The organism is Mediterraneibacter gnavus ATCC 29149 (genome assembly GCF_008121495.1).
GTDB classification, from domain to species: Bacteria; Bacillota; Clostridia; order Lachnospirales; family Lachnospiraceae; genus Mediterraneibacter; species Mediterraneibacter gnavus.
Window position 1 is genome coordinate 2,584,577 of sequence record NZ_CP043051.1, and the last position, 16,172, is coordinate 2,600,748.

The 16,172-nt window shown below is 46.7% G+C and carries 22 protein-coding genes; all 22 read left to right on the forward strand.

What is annotated here, in order from left to right; all coding sequences use genetic code 11:
- The first annotated feature begins 117 nt into the window (after positions 1-117).
- Complete coding sequence (locus FXV78_RS12750) at positions 118-471, forward strand: HNH endonuclease (protein WP_004843274.1); 354 nt, start codon at positions 118-120, stop codon at positions 469-471.
- A gap of 262 nt (positions 472-733) precedes the next feature.
- On the forward strand, positions 734-1,189 hold the full coding sequence (locus FXV78_RS12755) for a hypothetical protein (protein ID WP_004843272.1): 456 nt from the start codon (positions 734-736) through the stop codon (positions 1,187-1,189).
- The gene (locus FXV78_RS12760) at positions 1,170-2,426 is read left to right on the forward strand and encodes a site-specific DNA-methyltransferase (protein WP_004843271.1); all 1,257 of its coding nucleotides are present in this window, start codon (positions 1,170-1,172) and stop codon (positions 2,424-2,426) included. The genes FXV78_RS12755 and FXV78_RS12760 overlap by 20 nt, the downstream gene beginning before the upstream one ends.
- Positions 2,404-3,672 (forward strand): DNA cytosine methyltransferase, encoded by a 1,269-nt coding sequence (locus FXV78_RS12765; RefSeq protein ID WP_004843270.1) that lies wholly within the window; start codon positions 2,404-2,406, stop codon positions 3,670-3,672. The genes FXV78_RS12760 and FXV78_RS12765 overlap by 23 nt, the downstream gene beginning before the upstream one ends.
- 97 nt (positions 3,673-3,769) lie before the next feature.
- Entirely contained in the window at positions 3,770-4,564 is a 795-nt protein-coding gene (locus FXV78_RS12770) for a hypothetical protein (RefSeq protein ID WP_233447380.1), read from the forward strand.
- Positions 4,552-4,779, forward strand: a complete 228-nt coding sequence (locus tag FXV78_RS12775) for a DUF4314 domain-containing protein (RefSeq protein WP_004843268.1) — start codon at positions 4,552-4,554, stop codon at positions 4,777-4,779. The genes FXV78_RS12770 and FXV78_RS12775 overlap by 13 nt, the downstream gene beginning before the upstream one ends.
- Positions 4,780-4,902: 123 nt before the next feature.
- Positions 4,903-5,850: an amidoligase family protein gene (locus FXV78_RS12780; RefSeq protein WP_004843267.1), complete on the forward strand. Its 948-nt coding sequence runs from the start codon at positions 4,903-4,905 to the stop codon at positions 5,848-5,850.
- A 92-nt stretch (positions 5,851-5,942) separates the two neighbouring features.
- The gene (locus FXV78_RS12785; RefSeq protein WP_039959824.1) at positions 5,943-6,416 is read left to right on the forward strand and encodes a gamma-glutamylcyclotransferase family protein; all 474 of its coding nucleotides are present in this window, start codon (positions 5,943-5,945) and stop codon (positions 6,414-6,416) included.
- Positions 6,406-6,603, forward strand: coding sequence for a hypothetical protein (locus FXV78_RS12790; RefSeq protein WP_004843265.1), 198 nt, complete (start codon positions 6,406-6,408; stop codon positions 6,601-6,603). The genes FXV78_RS12785 and FXV78_RS12790 overlap by 11 nt, the downstream gene beginning before the upstream one ends.
- A gap of 320 nt (positions 6,604-6,923) precedes the next feature.
- Positions 6,924-7,361 (forward strand): phage terminase small subunit P27 family, encoded by a 438-nt coding sequence (locus FXV78_RS12795; RefSeq protein ID WP_004843263.1) that lies wholly within the window; start codon positions 6,924-6,926, stop codon positions 7,359-7,361.
- Entirely contained in the window at positions 7,361-8,908 is a 1,548-nt protein-coding gene (locus FXV78_RS12800) for a terminase large subunit (RefSeq protein ID WP_004843262.1), read from the forward strand. Before FXV78_RS12795 ends, FXV78_RS12800 begins: the two co-directional genes overlap by 1 nt.
- Positions 8,909-8,994: 86 nt before the next feature.
- The gene (locus FXV78_RS12805) at positions 8,995-9,273 is read left to right on the forward strand and encodes a hypothetical protein (protein ID WP_004843261.1); all 279 of its coding nucleotides are present in this window, start codon (positions 8,995-8,997) and stop codon (positions 9,271-9,273) included.
- A gap of 58 nt (positions 9,274-9,331) precedes the next feature.
- On the forward strand, positions 9,332-10,630 hold the full coding sequence (locus FXV78_RS12810) for a phage portal protein (protein WP_004843260.1): 1,299 nt from the start codon (positions 9,332-9,334) through the stop codon (positions 10,628-10,630).
- Positions 10,627-11,433 carry a head maturation protease, ClpP-related gene (locus FXV78_RS12815; RefSeq protein ID WP_004843259.1) on the forward strand — a complete coding sequence of 269 codons (807 nt, stop codon included), beginning with the start codon at positions 10,627-10,629 and terminating at the stop codon, positions 11,431-11,433. The genes FXV78_RS12810 and FXV78_RS12815 overlap by 4 nt, the downstream gene beginning before the upstream one ends.
- A gap of 14 nt (positions 11,434-11,447) precedes the next feature.
- Positions 11,448-12,653, forward strand: coding sequence for a phage major capsid protein (locus tag FXV78_RS12820; protein ID WP_004843258.1), 1,206 nt, complete (start codon positions 11,448-11,450; stop codon positions 12,651-12,653).
- A 9-nt stretch (positions 12,654-12,662) separates the two neighbouring features.
- Entirely contained in the window at positions 12,663-12,938 is a 276-nt protein-coding gene (locus tag FXV78_RS12825; protein WP_004843257.1) for a head-tail connector protein, read from the forward strand.
- Complete coding sequence (locus FXV78_RS12830) at positions 12,938-13,267, forward strand: phage head closure protein (RefSeq protein ID WP_004843256.1); 330 nt, start codon at positions 12,938-12,940, stop codon at positions 13,265-13,267. Before FXV78_RS12825 ends, FXV78_RS12830 begins: the two co-directional genes overlap by 1 nt.
- A gap of 4 nt (positions 13,268-13,271) precedes the next feature.
- The gene (locus tag FXV78_RS12835) at positions 13,272-13,652 is read left to right on the forward strand and encodes an HK97 gp10 family phage protein (protein ID WP_004843255.1); all 381 of its coding nucleotides are present in this window, start codon (positions 13,272-13,274) and stop codon (positions 13,650-13,652) included.
- Positions 13,652-13,969: a hypothetical protein gene (locus FXV78_RS12840; protein WP_004843254.1), complete on the forward strand. Its 318-nt coding sequence runs from the start codon at positions 13,652-13,654 to the stop codon at positions 13,967-13,969. Before FXV78_RS12835 ends, FXV78_RS12840 begins: the two co-directional genes overlap by 1 nt.
- A gap of 3 nt (positions 13,970-13,972) precedes the next feature.
- Positions 13,973-14,593: a major tail protein gene (locus tag FXV78_RS12845; RefSeq protein WP_004843253.1), complete on the forward strand. Its 621-nt coding sequence runs from the start codon at positions 13,973-13,975 to the stop codon at positions 14,591-14,593.
- Positions 14,594-14,596: 3 nt separating this feature from the next.
- Positions 14,597-14,974 carry a hypothetical protein gene (locus FXV78_RS12850; protein WP_039959799.1) on the forward strand — a complete coding sequence of 126 codons (378 nt, stop codon included), beginning with the start codon at positions 14,597-14,599 and terminating at the stop codon, positions 14,972-14,974.
- 289 nt (positions 14,975-15,263) lie between these two features.
- Positions 15,264-16,148: a hypothetical protein gene (locus FXV78_RS12855; protein ID WP_004843250.1), complete on the forward strand. Its 885-nt coding sequence runs from the start codon at positions 15,264-15,266 to the stop codon at positions 16,146-16,148.
- Positions 16,149-16,172 lie beyond the last annotated feature (24 nt).

A 16,172-nucleotide genomic window follows, 5' to 3' on the forward strand; every position in this document is an offset into this window, starting at 1 on the left:
TATGATTAAGATGGCAAAAAAGAAAGGGAGCGGAAACGCTCCTTTTTATGTTGCCGCAAGGCGGTGTCTTTCCAATCCTTTCACACCGCCCGTGTACATAGAAGGGAGGAATGGCGGATGCCGATGAAACCAAAGAAGCCGTGCAGACACCCCGGATGTCCGAAGCTGACAGACGGACTGTACTGCGAGGAGCATGAAGCACTGCACCGTGGTGACAGGGCGAGCAGCAGCAAGCGTGGTTACAACAGGCAGTGGCAGAAGGCAAGGGCAAGATACCTGAAGGCACATCCTTTGTGTGTTCAGTGCTTAAAGGAAGGTCATGCAGTGACAGCAACCGTGGTCGATCATATCAGACCGCACCGTGGTGATCCCGTCCTGTTCTGGGACGAGAAGAACTGGCAGAGCCTGTGCAAGCCCTGTCATGATAAAAAGACATGGAACGAAGATAACAATCCTGAGTATCGGTTCTGACGGCAGACCGTGGGGGTATCTGAATCTCTACAGTCTGAACCGCTGAAGACCGATGGCCCCCTTTGCGTGAATTTTCGCAGAATTAAACAGGGGGGATATAAAAAGGGTATGGTAATTTTCGCAGAATGTACTTAAAACACGGCAAAAAGGGGTATTTCTTTTTGCCGGAAAATCAGGAAAAAGCATTATTTAAGGCTGGAAAACAGTGTAAAAACATTGTTTTTCCGGTCTTTTTTTGTGTGCCGGAAGGAGAGTGGAAAGGATGACGGACGCACAGGCAAAGCAGATCAATGAGATGCGGATGAAGGGGATGGGATATAAAGCCATCGGAATGGCAATCGGACTGTCCCGTGACATCGTAAGGAATTACTGCAAGAGACATAACCTTGCCGGATACGCCACGGTGGTTTCAAAAAATATGAAACTCATGGTGGACGGTAAAGAGGTGTGCCACTTCTGCGGTAATCCGATCACGCAGCCGAAGACTGGCAGACCGAGAAGGTTCTGCTGTGAAAAATGCAGAAGGGAATGGTGGAAGGCACACCCGGAAGCAGTGAAGAAAAGCGAGAAGGCTTCCTACACGCTTGTATGTGAGCAGTGCGGGAAGCCTTTCATTTCCTATGGAAACAAGAACAGAAAATACTGCGGCCGTGAATGTTATTTCCGGCACAGATTTTTAGCAGAGGAGGATATGGAAGATGCAGTTTCAGAGTTATAAAATAGCAGACCTTATCCCGGCTTCCTATAATCCGAGGAAGAAGTTAAAACCGGGTGATAAGGAATATGAAAAAATCAAGAACTCCATTAAAGAGTTTGGTTATGTCGAGCCGATCATTATCAACTCAGACATGACCATTATCGGAGGACACCAGAGAGCCACGGTCCTTGCAGACCTCGGGTACACGGAAGTGGAGTGTATCGTGGTCGATATTGACAAGACCAAGGAAAAGGCACTCAATGTTGCCCTTAATAAAATTACGGGTGAGTGGAATAAGGAACTTCTGGCAGATCTCATCAAAGACCTTGAGGATTCAGCGTTTGATGTCGGCATCACGGGCTTTGAACCGCCAGAGATCGAACAGCTTTTTAATTCCGTGCATGATAAGAAGATCACGGAAGATGACTTCGATGTGGAAGCGGAGCTTGCAAAGCCGACCGTGGCAAAGACAGGGGATGTATGGCTACTTGGAAAGCACCGTGTCATCTGCGGTGATTCCATTCTGCCGGAAACATATGAAAGGCTGATGGATGGACGGAAAGCAAATCTTGTCCTGACTGATCCGCCATACAATGTAAATGTTGAGGAAACGGCCGGCAAGATCAAAAATGACAACATGCCGGATGAGGATTTCTATAAGTTCCTGTTTGCTGCATTTGTAAATATGGAACAGTCAATGGAACAGGATGCTTCCATTTATGTATTCCATGCGGATACGGAGGGGCTGAATTTCAGAAAGGCATTCAAGGATGCCGGATTTTATCTTTCCGGGTGCTGCATCTGGAAGAAGAATGCACTGGTTCTTGGAAGAAGCCCGTATCAGTGGCAGCATGAACCGTGTCTGTTCGGATGGAAGAAGGGCGGGAAGCACCAGTGGTATTCCGACAGGAAGCAGACCACCATCTGGGAATATGACCGTCCGAAGGCAAGCAAGGACCATCCGACCATGAAGCCTGTGGCGCTTATGGCATACCCGATCCAGAACTCCTGCATGAGCAACTGCATCGTGCTTGATCCGTTCCTTGGTTCCGGTTCTACGCTGATCGCCTGTGAACAGACACACCGTATCTGCTACGGCATCGAACTGGATGAGAAGTTTGTGGATGTGATCGTAAACCGCTACATTGAACAGTGCGGTTCGGATGCGGATGTATTTGTCATCCGTGACGATATGAAAATTTCATATCAGCAATTATGCAAGGGAGGGCAGTATAATGAAACAGATGACCTTCCTTGATTTATGTTCCGGCATCGGTGGCTTCAGGCTCGGTCTTGAAACTGCCGGCCATAAATGCATCGGGTACTGTGAATATGATAAATTTGCAAGAGCCTCATATGAGGCAATGTATGATACGGAAGGAGAGTGGAAAGCTCATGATGTCACAAAACTTAAACCCGAAGATGTCCCCTATGCAGACATCTGGTGCTTCGGATTCCCATGCCAGGATATCTCCGTTGCCGGAAAACAGCGGGGACTGGTCGGAAAAAGAAGTGGAATATATTACAACATTATTGACCTCCTCAAAGGCAAAGAGGAAAGTGCTAAACCCTCATACCTACTTGTTGAGAACGTTAAGAACCTGTTATCGATCAATGCAGGATTCGATTTTGCCTCAGTTCTGTCTGAAATGGACGAAGCAGGGTATGACTGTCGGTGGCAGGTGCTTAACTCCAAAAACTTCGGAGTCCCGCAGAACCGTGAGCGTGTGTTCATTATCGCAAATCTTAGAAGCAGAGGTAGACGAGAAATATTACCTCTCACCGGAGAAAACGCAGCAGCTCTTAACCAGCTTATAGGAGGCATGCAGGGCTACCGTGTTTATGGGACGGACGGCATTTCCGCAACCCTTGTGGGGAATGCGGGCGGTGTCGGGGCCAAGACAGGGCTTTACTTCATCGACCAGAGCAACCATGATCCGAAGATCACGGATACGGCAAGATGCCTGACAGCGAGGTACACAGCCGGGATGACCAACCATACCGCCATGAACTCAGCCGTGCTGGAAGTCCACCCGGTGCTTACACCGGAGCGGATGGAGAAACGGCAGAACGGAAGAAGGATGAAAGAGGATGGAGAGCCGATGTTCACCCTGACCTCACAGGACAGGCACGGTGTGTATGTCTGTGAAAAGGTGGATTCCGTCAAAGTGAAAAATGCCACGAAGGCAGGATATGAAGTGGCACGGGAAGGGGACGGCATCAACCTTGCCTACCCAGACAGTGAGACAAGAAGGGGAAGGGTTGGAAAAGGATGCTCCCAGACACTGGACTGTTCCGGGCAGATGGGAACGCTCATGAGGGGCGGCCGCATCAGACGGCTGACTCCGAGGGAGTGCTTCCGCTTACAGGGATTTTCTGATGAGCTTTTTGACCGTGCCTCTGCCGTCAACTCCGATGCACAGCTTTATAAACAGGCCGGAAATGCAGTCACCGCAACGGTTGCTTATGCGGTTGCGATGTCACTTCCGGAGTCCAGAAACTGATGATCCATTTTCTTTTTGGATAGTACCATTATTAGCTTGACTATACGGGCATTCAGAGTGATATATGGTACTACCAAAAGGAAAGGAGCACAGCAGAATGGAAATTATTACAAACGCTGAGAACAGAAAATCATTGGTAAAAACCTTATCCGAACATTTCGGGGAAAGGGCGGTTTACCTTGGACCACCGAGTTTTGCATACCAGATTGGAAACATTACGGTGGACAGGGAATCAAAGGTCATTTTTGAAGATGACAGCATGGAAGATGAGGTGAGAAGGGTGCTTTTCCAGAACGATGTAGCAGTAACGGAAGAAACACAGGAAACACCGCAGGAAGAAAGCGGAAGCGAAGCTGAAATCAAAATTCCAATCGGGGAAATGACACCGCAGGGCATCATCAACCTGATAAACATGATGCATTCCAAACAGTACCTTATCAACAGGGCAGTCGGAAGGGAGTGCATTCTGATTACGGACACCCTGACGGATACACTTGCTGAAAAAACATTTGAGGATGCCGTATCAGCAGCAGATTTTATTATGGAACAGGGCGGATGCACGGGAGTCACATTTAAAGACGGGAACATCATCTTCACGGGATTTCCGCAGACAGAGAACATGATGGAATATTGCCGACTTGCATCGGCAATGGTAAAGAGAGCTTCCGAACAGAAGCGTGTGAATCCGAAGCAGACTATTGAAGAAAATGAAAAATATTACATGAGGGCATGGCTTGTATCCCTTGGATTCAGCGGAAGCGAAGGAAAAGAAACAAGGGCATTTTTCCTTAAGGGGCTGAAAGGACACACGGCATTCAGAACCCCGGAAGATGCGGAAAAATGGAAAGCAAACCGCAGGGCAGAAAGGGGGACAACGGTATGTTCGGAGTAAACAGACAGACGCTGGAAAGACTGAGAAAAGAATATCCTTCGGGAACCAAGGTGGAGCTTATCCGCCTTGATGACCCATATCGAAAGATTCCGTCAGGAACCATTGGGACAGTGGAATTTGTGGACGATGCAGGACAGCTTCATACATCTTGGGAAGGCAACGGATCACTTGCACTGATATATGGTGTTGATGAATGGAGAAAAATACAGTCATAATATGTACAGTTTTCCCTTGAGATCTTTGTGCAGTTTATGGGTGTGATATAACTGGATATATGTGTGTTTTAGAGCGAATATGTACCTACCGAAAGGGAAAGAAAATAAACGGAGGTACATACCATGAACGAAAAAACAGCAAGACAGATTGAGGAAATGAAGAAGCAGACCATCGGGGTCGAGGTTGAGATGAACCACATAAAAAGGGAGAAGGCAGCAAGGATTGCGGCAGACTTCTTCGGAACAGGAAGATTTGAATATACGGCATCAAGAAACGGCTACTACACTTGGTCAGCATGGGATGCGGACGGAAGGGAATGGAAATTCCAGAGGGACGTAAGCATTGCGGGACCTGATGAAGAAAAATGTGAGATGGTCACCCCGATACTTCACTACAGCGACATTGAGACACTTCAGGCGCTGGTAAGAAAACTCAGACATGCAGGAGCCAAGAGCGATGCCACAAGGGGATGCGGAGTCCACATCCACATCGGGGCAAACGGACATACACCGCAGACCTTGAGAAATCTTGCAAATATCATGGCGGGGCATGAAAACCTTCTGGCGAATGCCTTAAACCTCAACAGTTGGAGAATGAACCGATACTGCAAAACGGTAGACCCAAGATTCCTTAAGGAACTCAACAAGAAGAAGCCAAAGACGATGGCAGCCTTGGCAGACATCTGGTACACGGCAAACGGGGCAAGCTACGGAAGAGATCAGCATTACAATGACAGCCGGTACCATATGCTCAACTACCATGCAACATTCACAAAGGGAACGGTCGAGTTCAGACTTTTCCAATTTGATGCACCCGCTGACGGCAAGCTGAATGGACTGCATGCGGGACAGCTTAAGAGCTACATCCAGCTATGCCTTGCACTCAGCCAGATGGCGAAGGAAGTAAGGTCGGCAAGCCCGAAGCCGCAGCAGACAGAAAATCCGAAATACGCAATGAGGACATGGCTTTTACGCCTTGGATTCATCGGGGATGAATTCAAGACCGCAAGGGACATCCTTACAAAGAGACTTGCAGGAGACACCGCTTTCAGAAGCGGAAGGGCTGCTTGAAGAGAACAGCCTCCTGCCACCTTGGAGCATTGACCGCCATGTGCGGTCTTAAGGTGGTAGAAGGGTGTTCCCTTCAGAAAGGATGGAGCATTATGGAGAAAAGATATTACATTGCTTATGGCAGCAACCTGAATTTACGGCAGATGAAAATGAGGTGTCCGACCGCAAAGGTCATGGGAACGGCAGTCATCAAGGATTATGAACTGCTTTTCAAGGGAAGCCTTACAGGTGCATACCTTACGATTGAACCAAAGGAAGGCGGTGAGGTTCCCGTTGCAGTCTGGAACGTTACCGAAGCAGATGAAGCGGCACTTGACCGCTATGAAGGATGCCCGGTTTTTTATTACAAAAAGGATATGGAACTGGATATCAAGGGAATACGGACGGGGAAAATAAGGAAAAGAAAATGCTTTGTGTACATCATGCACGAAGAACGGAAAATCAGGATTCCTTCCCTTTCCTATGTAAGAACATGCCTTGAAGGTTATATCAGTTTCGGATTTGATGAGCATTATCTTTCCGAGGCACAGATCAGGGCAGTGAAGGAGGCTGGATATGAAGACTGAAACATTAAGAATAAGAATATGTCCGAAATGCGGGGCAAGATACGCAAGGACACCCGCCCTTTCAAGGGAAGACAACCAGACGCTTATCTGCCCAGACTGTGGAACCCGTGAGGCACTTGCAAGCATGGGCGTGAGCAGAGAAGAACAGGAAGAAATTATCGAAACCATACACAGGTCAATCAGATAGCAGTTATATAAAAAGGCTTCTTCGGAGGTCTTTTTTTGTTGCCATTTTTACGAGGAGGTGAGGACAGTGGCACAGAGAGGAAGAAAACCAAAGCCTACGGTGTTGATCAGCACATTATAATATGCCATTTTCAGAAAAATAAATAGTGCAGAAATAATACGGGGATCTTCCATCCCCGAACCCCTGGAATCCTTGTTATAACAGTAATAGAAAAAATTATTACCGTTATAACAAGGCTAAAAATGGGATGTTTTAATTTTCCGAATTCTGCAAATTATGGCATCAAATAAAATGCGTTGTAACAGCCTACGGCAGTAAAGGTGCTTGAGGGCAATCCGGGCAAGAGAAGCCTTAACACGGGCGAACCGAAGCCTGAGAAAAAGGCCCCGCGCTGTCCGGCATGGCTTGAGGATGAGGCAAAAAAGGAATGGAAGAGGATGGCGAAGCAGCTAGAGCATCTCGGTATCCTGACTGAAATAGATATGGCAGCATTCGCAGGATACTGTCAGGCTTATGCGAGATGGAAAGAAGCAGAGGAGTTCATTACACAGCATGGAACTATCGTAAAGACTCCGAGCGGATACTGGCAGCAGGTACCACAGGTATCCATTGCACAGACCTATCTAAAGATCATGAATAAGTTCTGTGAACAGTTCGGACTCACACCTTCTGCGAGAAGCCGTATCGTTACGGACAGCGGGGAAGATAAACAGAACGATGAAATGGAGCTTCTGCTTGTGAAAGGCGGTGCAGGATAATGTTTGATGAAGCAAAAGCAGACCATGCGGTCAATTTTATAAACTGCCTGAAACACACCAAAGGAAGGTGGAGGGGAGTTCCATTTGAGCTTCTCCCTTGGCAGGATGAGATCATCCGCACTCTTTACGGGACGGTAAAGGAAAACGGGTACAGGCAGTACAACACCTGTTACTGCGAGATACCGAAGAAGAACGGGAAGTCAGAACTGGCAGCAGCCATCGCACTTTATATGACATGCGGTGACGGTGAGTGGGGAGCAGAGGTTTACGGCTGTGCTTCCGACAGACAGCAGGCTTCCATCGTATTCGATGTTGCGGTGGATATGGTAGATCAGTGTCCGGCACTGAAGAAAAGGATCAAGCCTGTCATGTCCGTGAAAAGGCTTGTATATAAACCGACCAACAGCTTTTATCAGGTGCTGTCGGCAGAGGCATACACCAAGCATGGCCTGAATGTCCATGCGGTTATTTTTGATGAGCTGCATGCACAGCCGAACAGGGAACTGTTCGATGTCATGACCAAAGGTTCCGGCGATGCCAGAACACAGCCCCTGTTCTTCCTGATCACAACAGCAGGGACGGACAGGAATTCCGTGTGTTTTGAACAGCACCAGAAGGCACTGGATATCATTGAGGGAAGAAAAATCGACCCGACTTTTTACCCGGTTATTTACGGGGCATCCGATGAGGATGACTGGTCGAGCGAGGAAGTATGGTACAAAGCCAATCCTTCCCTTGGATATACGATCGATATTGAGAAAGTGCAGAATGCATATGTCAGTGCAAAAGAAAATGCAGCAGAGGAGAATGTGTTCCGGCAGCTCCGTCTGAACCAGTGGGTGAAACAGAGCACACGATGGATGCAGATGGATAAATGGGATGCCTGTTCCTTTTCTGTGAATGAAGAGGAACTTCTCGGAAGGGAATGCTATGGCGGACTCGACCTTTCAAGTTCCACGGATATCACGGCATTCGTGCTTGTGTTCCCTCCAAGAAATGATACGGAGAAATATGTGATCCTTCCGTATTTCTGGATACCAGAGGATAACATGAGGCTGCGTGTCCGAAGGGACCATGTCCCATATGATGTCTGGGCTGCCGAAGGGTGCTTAAAGACCACGGAGGGGAATGTCATCCATTATGGATTTATTGAGCAGTTCATTGATGAGCTTGGCACGAAATTTCATATTAAGGAAATCGCATTTGACCGATGGGGAGCTGTGCAGATGGTGCAGAACCTTGAGGGCATGGGATTTACCGTTGTCCCGTTCGGACAGGGTTATAAGGATATGAGTCCACCCACCAAGGAATTGATGAAACTGATATTGGAGGAGCGGATCGCTCATGGCGGACATAAGGTGCTGCGGTGGATGATGGATAATGTGTTTGTCCGTCAGGACCCGGCAGGGAACATCAAAATGGATAAGGAAAAATCCACGGAGAAGATTGACGGGGCCGTTGCAACCGTTATGGCACTTGACCGTGCAATCAGAAATGAAGGCAGTGATGGAAGCGTGTATGATGACAGGGGCATTCTGGTATTCTGATGCAGCCGTGTATGATTCTGTAAAATCATAATCCGGCTGCATGTTTCTGTGCTAAGATATAGGAAAAGCACAGGGAGGCATTTCGAATGCAGGAAGAATTTTTTATGAACAGTATGGAAAAAGACCCGAAACTGAGCGGTGAGCACGGGGCACAGACAAGGAAATCTCTTGCACTGAAAGCAGAAGAGATCCTCGGACTGGATCTGGAAACTGTGGTAGCGGATGATGATCTCATGTATGATTCGCTGATGAAACTGAAACCGCTTGAGAACCCAAAGAAAAATCCAATGCAGAATGCACTGAGGAAATATTATTACTACAGGAATGGGAAAGAGTTCCCAAGACTGAACAATTATAAGAGATGATCAGGAACGGCACTTCTTCGGAGGTGCTTTTTTTGTACCCATTTTTAGGAGGTGTCACATGGGAATTAAGAGTTTATTCGGATTCGGACAGGCAAGGGATAAGCCTGTGGACAAAGCAGCAGATGCAGGATATTCGTTTTTGTTTGGAAGGACAACGAGCGGAAAGCCTGTCAATGAAAGAACAGCAATGCAGACCACGGCAGTATATGCCTGTGTCAGAATCCTTGCGGAGGCAGTCGCATCCTTACCGCTTCATGTATATGAGTATCAGGATGACGGAGGAAAGAAGCTGGTGCATGACCATCCGTTATATTATCTGCTCCATGATGAGCCGAACCCGGAGATGACTTCATTTGTGTTCAGGGAAACACTGATGAGCCATCTTTTAATATGGGGAAATGCTTATGCCCAGATCATAAGGGACGGGGCAGGAAGGGTGCTCGGATTGTATCCGCTTCTCCCAGATAAGATGGACGTGCAGAGGGATGACAAAGGAAACATCTATTATGTGTATTCCAGAAACAGTGATGAGAACCCAATGTTCAAGGAATACGGCAATATCAAACTGAAAGCCGAAGATGTGCTTCATATCCCCGGACTGGGATTTGACGGGCTGATCGGATATTCCCCGATTGCGATGGCAAAGAATGCTGTCGGCATGACGCTTGCCTGTGAGGAATACGGGGCGAGTTTCTTTGCAAACGGGGCAAATCCGGGCGGGGTTCTGGAGCATCCGGGAGTACTGAAAGACCCGTCAAAAGTGCGTGAGTCTTGGAACTCCGTGTACCGCGGCGTGAACAACGCACACAAGATCGCAGTGCTTGAAGAAGGCATGAAGTATCAGCAGATAGGCATCCCGCCGGAAGAGGCACAGTTCCTTGAGACAAGAAAATTCCAGATCAATGAGATCGCAAGGCTTTACAGGATACCGCCCCACATGGTCGGTGACCTTGATAAGTCGAGCTTTTCCAATATAGAGCAGCAGTCCTTGGAGTTCGTAAAATACACACTTGACCCGTGGGTGATCCGATGGGAGCAGTCCTTACAGAGATCGCTCCTTCTGCCGGGAGAAAAAGGAAAGTATTTTATCAAGCTGAACGTGGACGGTCTGCTGAGAGGGGATTATCAGTCAAGAATGAACGGCTATGCGGTCGGAAGGCAGAACGGATGGTTTTCTGCCAATGATATCCGTGAGATGGAGAACATGAACCCGATCCCTGATGAGGAAGGGGGCAACCTGTACCTGATAAACGGTGCAATGACCAAACTTGCGGATGCGGGAGCTTTTGCCAAGACGGATACAGGACAGCAGAACGCTGCGGAACAGGAAAACAGCGGAAAGAGAGGTAAACGATGAAGCGGAAGTTTTGGAACTGGATAAGGAATGAAGATGAGAGCGTGCCTGACATGGAAAGGACGCTCTTTTTAAATGGCATGATTTCGGATGAAACGTGGTACGGGGATGAAGTCACCCCTCAGCTTTTCAAGGATGAACTGAATGCCGGAAATGGAAATATCACGGTGTGGATCAATTCACCGGGCGGTGATGTGTTTGCAGCAGCCCAGATCTACAACATGCTCCGTGATTATAAGGGAAGCGTGACGGTCAAGATTGACGGCATTGCAGCCTCGGCGGCATCCGTGATCGCTATGGCAGGAGATACGGTCTGTGTATCCCCAGTGGCAATGATGATGATCCATAATCCAGCAACGATGGCAATGGGCGAGGCGAAGGACATGCAGAAGGCAATCGCCATGCTGAATGAAGTCAAGGAGTCCATCCTGAATGCCTATGAATTCAAGACGGGGCTGACCCGTGCAAGGCTCTCGCACATGATGGATGACGAGACTTGGTTCAATGCCAAGAAGGCGGTGGAGCTTGGCTTTGCGGATAAGATCCTTTTCGATTCTGATGAGGATGAGAAAAAGAAAAAGCCGGATGAGCCAGAAGAAAAGCCGGAGGAAGGCAGTGATGGAGAGGAAAGGGAAAAAGAGGATGACAAGGATAAGAATGGAAAAAAGAAGCTCCCGTTCCAACAGGATTCCATGATGTTTTCCACCAAGGCGATGAATGAATCGTTCCTTTCCAAGGTGTCAGACAGGGATGCCATGATACCAGTCAACCAGTTGGAGAAGAGACTGAGTCTCTTAGCACATTAAGGAGGATATGAACTATGAGTAAGATTTTGGAATTAAGAGAAAAGAGAGCGAAGGCATGGGAAGCAGCAAAAGCATTCCTCGATGCCAAGAGAACACAGGAAGGTTTTGTATCTGCAGAGGATGCAGCTACCTATGACAAGATGGAAGCTGATGTCGTAAATCTCGGCAAGGAGATCGAGAGACTGGAAAGACAGGCTGCCATTGATGCAGAGCTTGCAAAAGCAACAAGCACCCCGATCACAAATAAGCCGGATGCCGGGATTGGAGGGGAGACAAAAACAGGAAGGGCAACCGATGAATATAAGAGAGCGTTCTGGAACGGTATGAGAAACAAGATGTCATACGAAGTACAGAACGCTCTTTCCATTGGTACGGATTCCGAGGGCGGATATCTTGTGCCGGATGAGTATGAGAAGAAACTCGTGGAAGCACTGGAAGAGGAAGTGTTCTTCCGTAACCTTGCCACGGTTATCAAGACTTCAAGCGGTGACCGCAAGATCCCTATCGTTACTTCAAAGGGCGAGGCAGCATGGATCGATGAGGGCGGACAGTTCCCTGAATCTGATGACAGCTTCGGACAGACATCCATCAGTGCTTATAAGCTGGCAACCATGATCAAGGTGTCTGACGAACTCTTAAATGACAGCGTGTTCAATATCGAACAGTACATTTCAAGGGAGTTCGGAAGAAGAATTGGTACAAAGGAAGAGGAAGCATTCTTTGTCGGTGACGGCAAAGGAAAACCGACAGGTATCTTCAATGCCACGGGCGGTGCTGAGACAGGGGTGACATCCGCAAATACATCCATCACTTTTGATGATGTCATGGATCTGTATTATTCCCTCCGTGCCCCATACCGTAACAAGGCAGTATGGCTTCTGAATGATTCGACCGTAAAGGCAATCAGAAAGCTGAAGGATGGAAACGGAAATTACATCTGGCAGCCGTCCGTAAGGGAAGGAGAGCCGGACAGAATCCTGAACCGTCCTTACCGCACATCCATTTATGTGCCGGAGCTTGCAGCCGGAAACCGTGTCATGGCATTCGGTGATTACAGTTACTACTGGATCGCAGACCGTCAGGGCAGAAGTTTCAAGAGACTGAATGAGCTTTATGCTACAACGGGACAGGTCGGATTCCTTGCTTCCGAGCGTGTCGATGGCAAGCTGATCCTTTCCGAGGCAGTAAAGACCCTCGATGTCAAGGCTGCCGGAAAGTAGGTGGGCTGAATGTTCGTAACGCTTGAGGAAGCCAAAGGGTATCTGAGGGTTGATTCGTCAGACGAGGATGATCTCATCCTCCGTCTGATGGAGACATCCGACAGCCTGATAAAGGGTGTGACAAGACGGACTCCGGCAGGACTTAAAAGACATGAGGTGGTTGTCCGCACTGCAGAACTGTATGCCATTGCTTACCTGTATGAGCACAGGGAAGAAGCGGACCATAAGGCCATGACGGAAACACTGAAGTATCTGCTCTTTGGTATCAGAAAGGAGATATTCTGATGATAGAACTCATGCGTGAACGGATCACGATACAGAAAAGCAGCACGAAGACGGACAAAGCCGGAAACCATACGGCTGTGTGGGAGGATCATTATCAATGTTTTTCCTATGTGAACAGCCTGTCGGGAAAAGAATACTGGGAAGCAAAACAGGTAAATGCGGAAACGGAACTTGATTTTGTCATCCGCTACTGCAGTGAGGTGTCAGGTCTTGATACGGAGCATTACCGTATTGTTTTCCGTGGGAATCTTTACAATATTTCCTTTGTCGATAACGTGCAGTATAAGAATAAGACAGTCAAAATAAGGGCTGCCCTGACAAAGAGGTGAGCGGATGCCAGAGAGAAGGACAACGGTTGACGGACTGGCAGATACAATCATGGATGGTTTGAAAGAGTATGCCGATCTTGCAACGGATACCGTTAAGGATGCGGTAAAAGATGCATCCAAAACCGTAAAGAAAGAGATACAGGCAAATGCCCCGAAGCGGACAGGAAGGTATAAAAAAAGCTGGACGGTCAAAAAGACTGCGGAAAGTAGCAATTCCCTTACCATGACGGTCCATTCCAAGGATAGATACCAGATTGCACACCTTCTGGAACACGGCCATGCAAAACGTGGAGGCGGCAGGGTAGCCGGAAGGGAGCATATCGCTCCGGCAGAAGAGAAAGGCAATAAGGAACTTCTGCAGAAGATCGAGAGGGGGTTACGGTGATGACACATGAAGAAGTGATGGCAGTGATGGAAGAAATCGGTCTTCCGTATGCCTATCATCATTTTGCGGAAGGCGAATCCCCGGAATCGCCCTTTGCAGTATTTCTGTATCCGGGCAGCAGTAATTTCTCTGCAGACGGGAAAGTGTATTTTAAGGCAAACCGTCTGAATATAGAAATTTACACCGATTTAAAAAATATAGAACTGGAACAGCAGACAGAAACCGTGCTCGATGGGCATGGTATTTTTTATGAAAAAAGCGAAGTATGGATCGAATCTGAAAATCTGTATGAGGTGCTTTATCAGATGGAGGTATAGAAGATGGCTAATAAAAAGAATAAAGTCAAATTTAATATCTGCAATGTGCATTATGCACCGATTACGGTTGCAGATGAAGGAAAGGTGAGCTTCGGGACACCCGTTGCAATGCCCGGTGCCGTTTCCATCAGCATGGACCCGACAGGAGAGCCGGAGTCCTTTTATGCAGACGGTATTGAATACTATGTAATCAACAACAATCAGGGATATGACGGGGATCTGGAGCTTGCCATGATCCCGGAAACTTTCCGTACAGATATCCTGAAAGAGGAAGCAGACAGCAACAATGTACTCGTGGAGAATGCGAATTCCGAAACAGGCAGTTTTGCACTGCTTTTTGAGTTTGACGGGGATATCCGCAAGATCCGCCATGTGCTTTATAACTGTTCTGCATCCCGTCCGACCATTGAGTCCAAGACCAATGAGGAAGATAAGGAAGTGCAGACGGAAACACTGACCATCAAGGCAAGACCTATGGCGGACGGATATGTAAAGGCAAAGACAGGCGATTCCACCACCGATACCGTTTATAACAACTGGTATAAGAGTGTGTATCTTCCGAACAGCACGGCTGCCGAACCGCAGTCTGCAAAAGCAGTAAAGAATATTTCGAAGGAGGACTAAGTGATGGGTATCAGAAAGGATATAGAAATTGACGGACAGATGGTTGCATTCAAGGCGAGTGCAGCCATTCCGAGAATCTACAGGTTAAAGTTCCAGAGGGATATTTATAAGGATCTGGCAGTATTGGAAAAAAGCATCGGGGATGGAAAAGAGGAGTCCTCTAACCTTGATATGTTTTCCCTTGAGATGTTCGAGAATATAGCATTCATCATGGCCAAGCATGCTGATCCAAGCATTCCTGATACGCCGGAAGAGTGGCTTGATAACTTCAATACATTTTCGATTTATCAGGTTCTTCCACAACTTATCGAGCTTTGGGGGCTGAATGTAAAAACAGATGTGGAAGCTAAAAAAAACTTCGCCCAACAGAGCGTGAAATGACAACACCCCTGTTTCTGCTCCGATGCGTACAATTAGGACTGTCGATGGCAGACCTTGAACTGCTGTCGATAGGGCTTATCAATGATATGTACAGTGAGAGCCGGAACGATGATTATAAGTATGCCGAGCTTGCGACACAGGAAGACTTCGACCGTTTCTGATGATTGAGAGTATGGTCCTTTTCTGCTATACTTATTTGGAGAAAAGGACCATATTTGATAACGTAATTTAAATTAAATATTGGCTAGGTAACATATAACAAGGCATTTGATTTAAAGAGGAATTGCTGATGAATGAATATAGTGTAAACATCGAAGTCAAGGACGGAGACGGGAAAATAATTTGTTCACAACCATATAATGAATTTATGTATGGAACAAAAAATATTGAAATACAAAAAGTTTTGTATGGCAGGGAATTATATGATTTATTGGTAGATAGCTTAAATGTGATACGATACAATGAAAATGGGAAACTAATTCTTGGAGTTATTCTACAAAGTGATATTAATAGAACAGCAATGCAGTTGTTGGGGAGAATAGCAGAAGCAATTATTGTTAGGAATTGTAATCATGATGCTGGCGTAAACAGGAAATATTTTTCTATAGCACGTAAAAAGCAGGCAAAAATGAAAACCGCAGATAAATTTTGGGCGCTTGGTACAGGATTAAATTATACAAAAATAAATTATCCTAAAATCTATAATCCATCAGATACCCAGCGCGACATAGTGTGGGTTAATGATTATAATGAATTGGCTGTTATGAAAGACGGGGATAATTATTCTGCAACTTCCGCAAGAATTGCTGGTCTGCAAGTCAAAGCATCAAAAGATGGTATTAAATATGTCTTGCCAGCTATACTTGCGGATAGATATGATGTTCCAATTATATATTTTGATATAGAAAATGATTATCATAAAATTTTAAATAAAATATATAAGGACACACATATAGATATAGAATATGACATAATTCATCCGAGCGAAGTTGATCCGGTTGGATACGATGAATTTTTACACTATGTGGATTTGGTATATGCCATGATTGATGGTAGATTGTCACCGGAAGAGTTGGTGGCAGGGGCAGGAAAAAATGATGATGAATTAATGAAAAATGCATTAATGTCTACTACGTTATCAAATATAAATAAAACAAATCGAATAATAATATAAATAATATTTGGTCCTATGTCAAGA

Bases quoted from the DNA above. Each gene is read 5' to 3' on its own strand.
- FXV78_RS12750 (WP_004843274.1), top strand. From the start codon at position 118: ATGCCGATGAAACCAAAGAAGCCGTGCAGACACCCCGGATGTCCGAAG.
- FXV78_RS12755 (WP_004843272.1), top strand. From the start codon at position 734: ATGACGGACGCACAGGCAAAGCAGATCAATGAGATGCGGATGAAGGGG.
- FXV78_RS12760 (WP_004843271.1), top strand. From the start codon at position 1,170: ATGCAGTTTCAGAGTTATAAAATAGCAGACCTTATCCCGGCTTCCTAT.
- FXV78_RS12765 (WP_004843270.1), top strand. From the start codon at position 2,404: ATGAAACAGATGACCTTCCTTGATTTATGTTCCGGCATCGGTGGCTTC.
- FXV78_RS12770 (WP_233447380.1), top strand. From the start codon at position 3,770: ATGGAAATTATTACAAACGCTGAGAACAGAAAATCATTGGTAAAAACC.
- FXV78_RS12775 (WP_004843268.1), top strand. From the start codon at position 4,552: ATGTTCGGAGTAAACAGACAGACGCTGGAAAGACTGAGAAAAGAATAT.
- FXV78_RS12780 (WP_004843267.1), top strand. From the start codon at position 4,903: ATGAACGAAAAAACAGCAAGACAGATTGAGGAAATGAAGAAGCAGACC.
- FXV78_RS12785 (WP_039959824.1), top strand. From the start codon at position 5,943: ATGGAGAAAAGATATTACATTGCTTATGGCAGCAACCTGAATTTACGG.
- FXV78_RS12790 (WP_004843265.1), top strand. From the start codon at position 6,406: ATGAAGACTGAAACATTAAGAATAAGAATATGTCCGAAATGCGGGGCA.
- FXV78_RS12800 (WP_004843262.1), top strand. From the start codon at position 7,361: ATGTTTGATGAAGCAAAAGCAGACCATGCGGTCAATTTTATAAACTGC.
- FXV78_RS12805 (WP_004843261.1), top strand. From the start codon at position 8,995: ATGCAGGAAGAATTTTTTATGAACAGTATGGAAAAAGACCCGAAACTG.
- FXV78_RS12810 (WP_004843260.1), top strand. From the start codon at position 9,332: ATGGGAATTAAGAGTTTATTCGGATTCGGACAGGCAAGGGATAAGCCT.
- FXV78_RS12815 (WP_004843259.1), top strand. From the start codon at position 10,627: ATGAAGCGGAAGTTTTGGAACTGGATAAGGAATGAAGATGAGAGCGTG.
- FXV78_RS12820 (WP_004843258.1), top strand. From the start codon at position 11,448: ATGAGTAAGATTTTGGAATTAAGAGAAAAGAGAGCGAAGGCATGGGAA.
- FXV78_RS12825 (WP_004843257.1), top strand. From the start codon at position 12,663: ATGTTCGTAACGCTTGAGGAAGCCAAAGGGTATCTGAGGGTTGATTCG.
- FXV78_RS12830 (WP_004843256.1), top strand. From the start codon at position 12,938: ATGATAGAACTCATGCGTGAACGGATCACGATACAGAAAAGCAGCACG.
- FXV78_RS12835 (WP_004843255.1), top strand. From the start codon at position 13,272: ATGCCAGAGAGAAGGACAACGGTTGACGGACTGGCAGATACAATCATG.
- FXV78_RS12840 (WP_004843254.1), top strand. From the start codon at position 13,652: ATGACACATGAAGAAGTGATGGCAGTGATGGAAGAAATCGGTCTTCCG.
- FXV78_RS12845 (WP_004843253.1), top strand. From the start codon at position 13,973: ATGGCTAATAAAAAGAATAAAGTCAAATTTAATATCTGCAATGTGCAT.
- FXV78_RS12850 (WP_039959799.1), top strand. From the start codon at position 14,597: ATGGGTATCAGAAAGGATATAGAAATTGACGGACAGATGGTTGCATTC.
- FXV78_RS12855 (WP_004843250.1), top strand. From the start codon at position 15,264: ATGAATGAATATAGTGTAAACATCGAAGTCAAGGACGGAGACGGGAAA.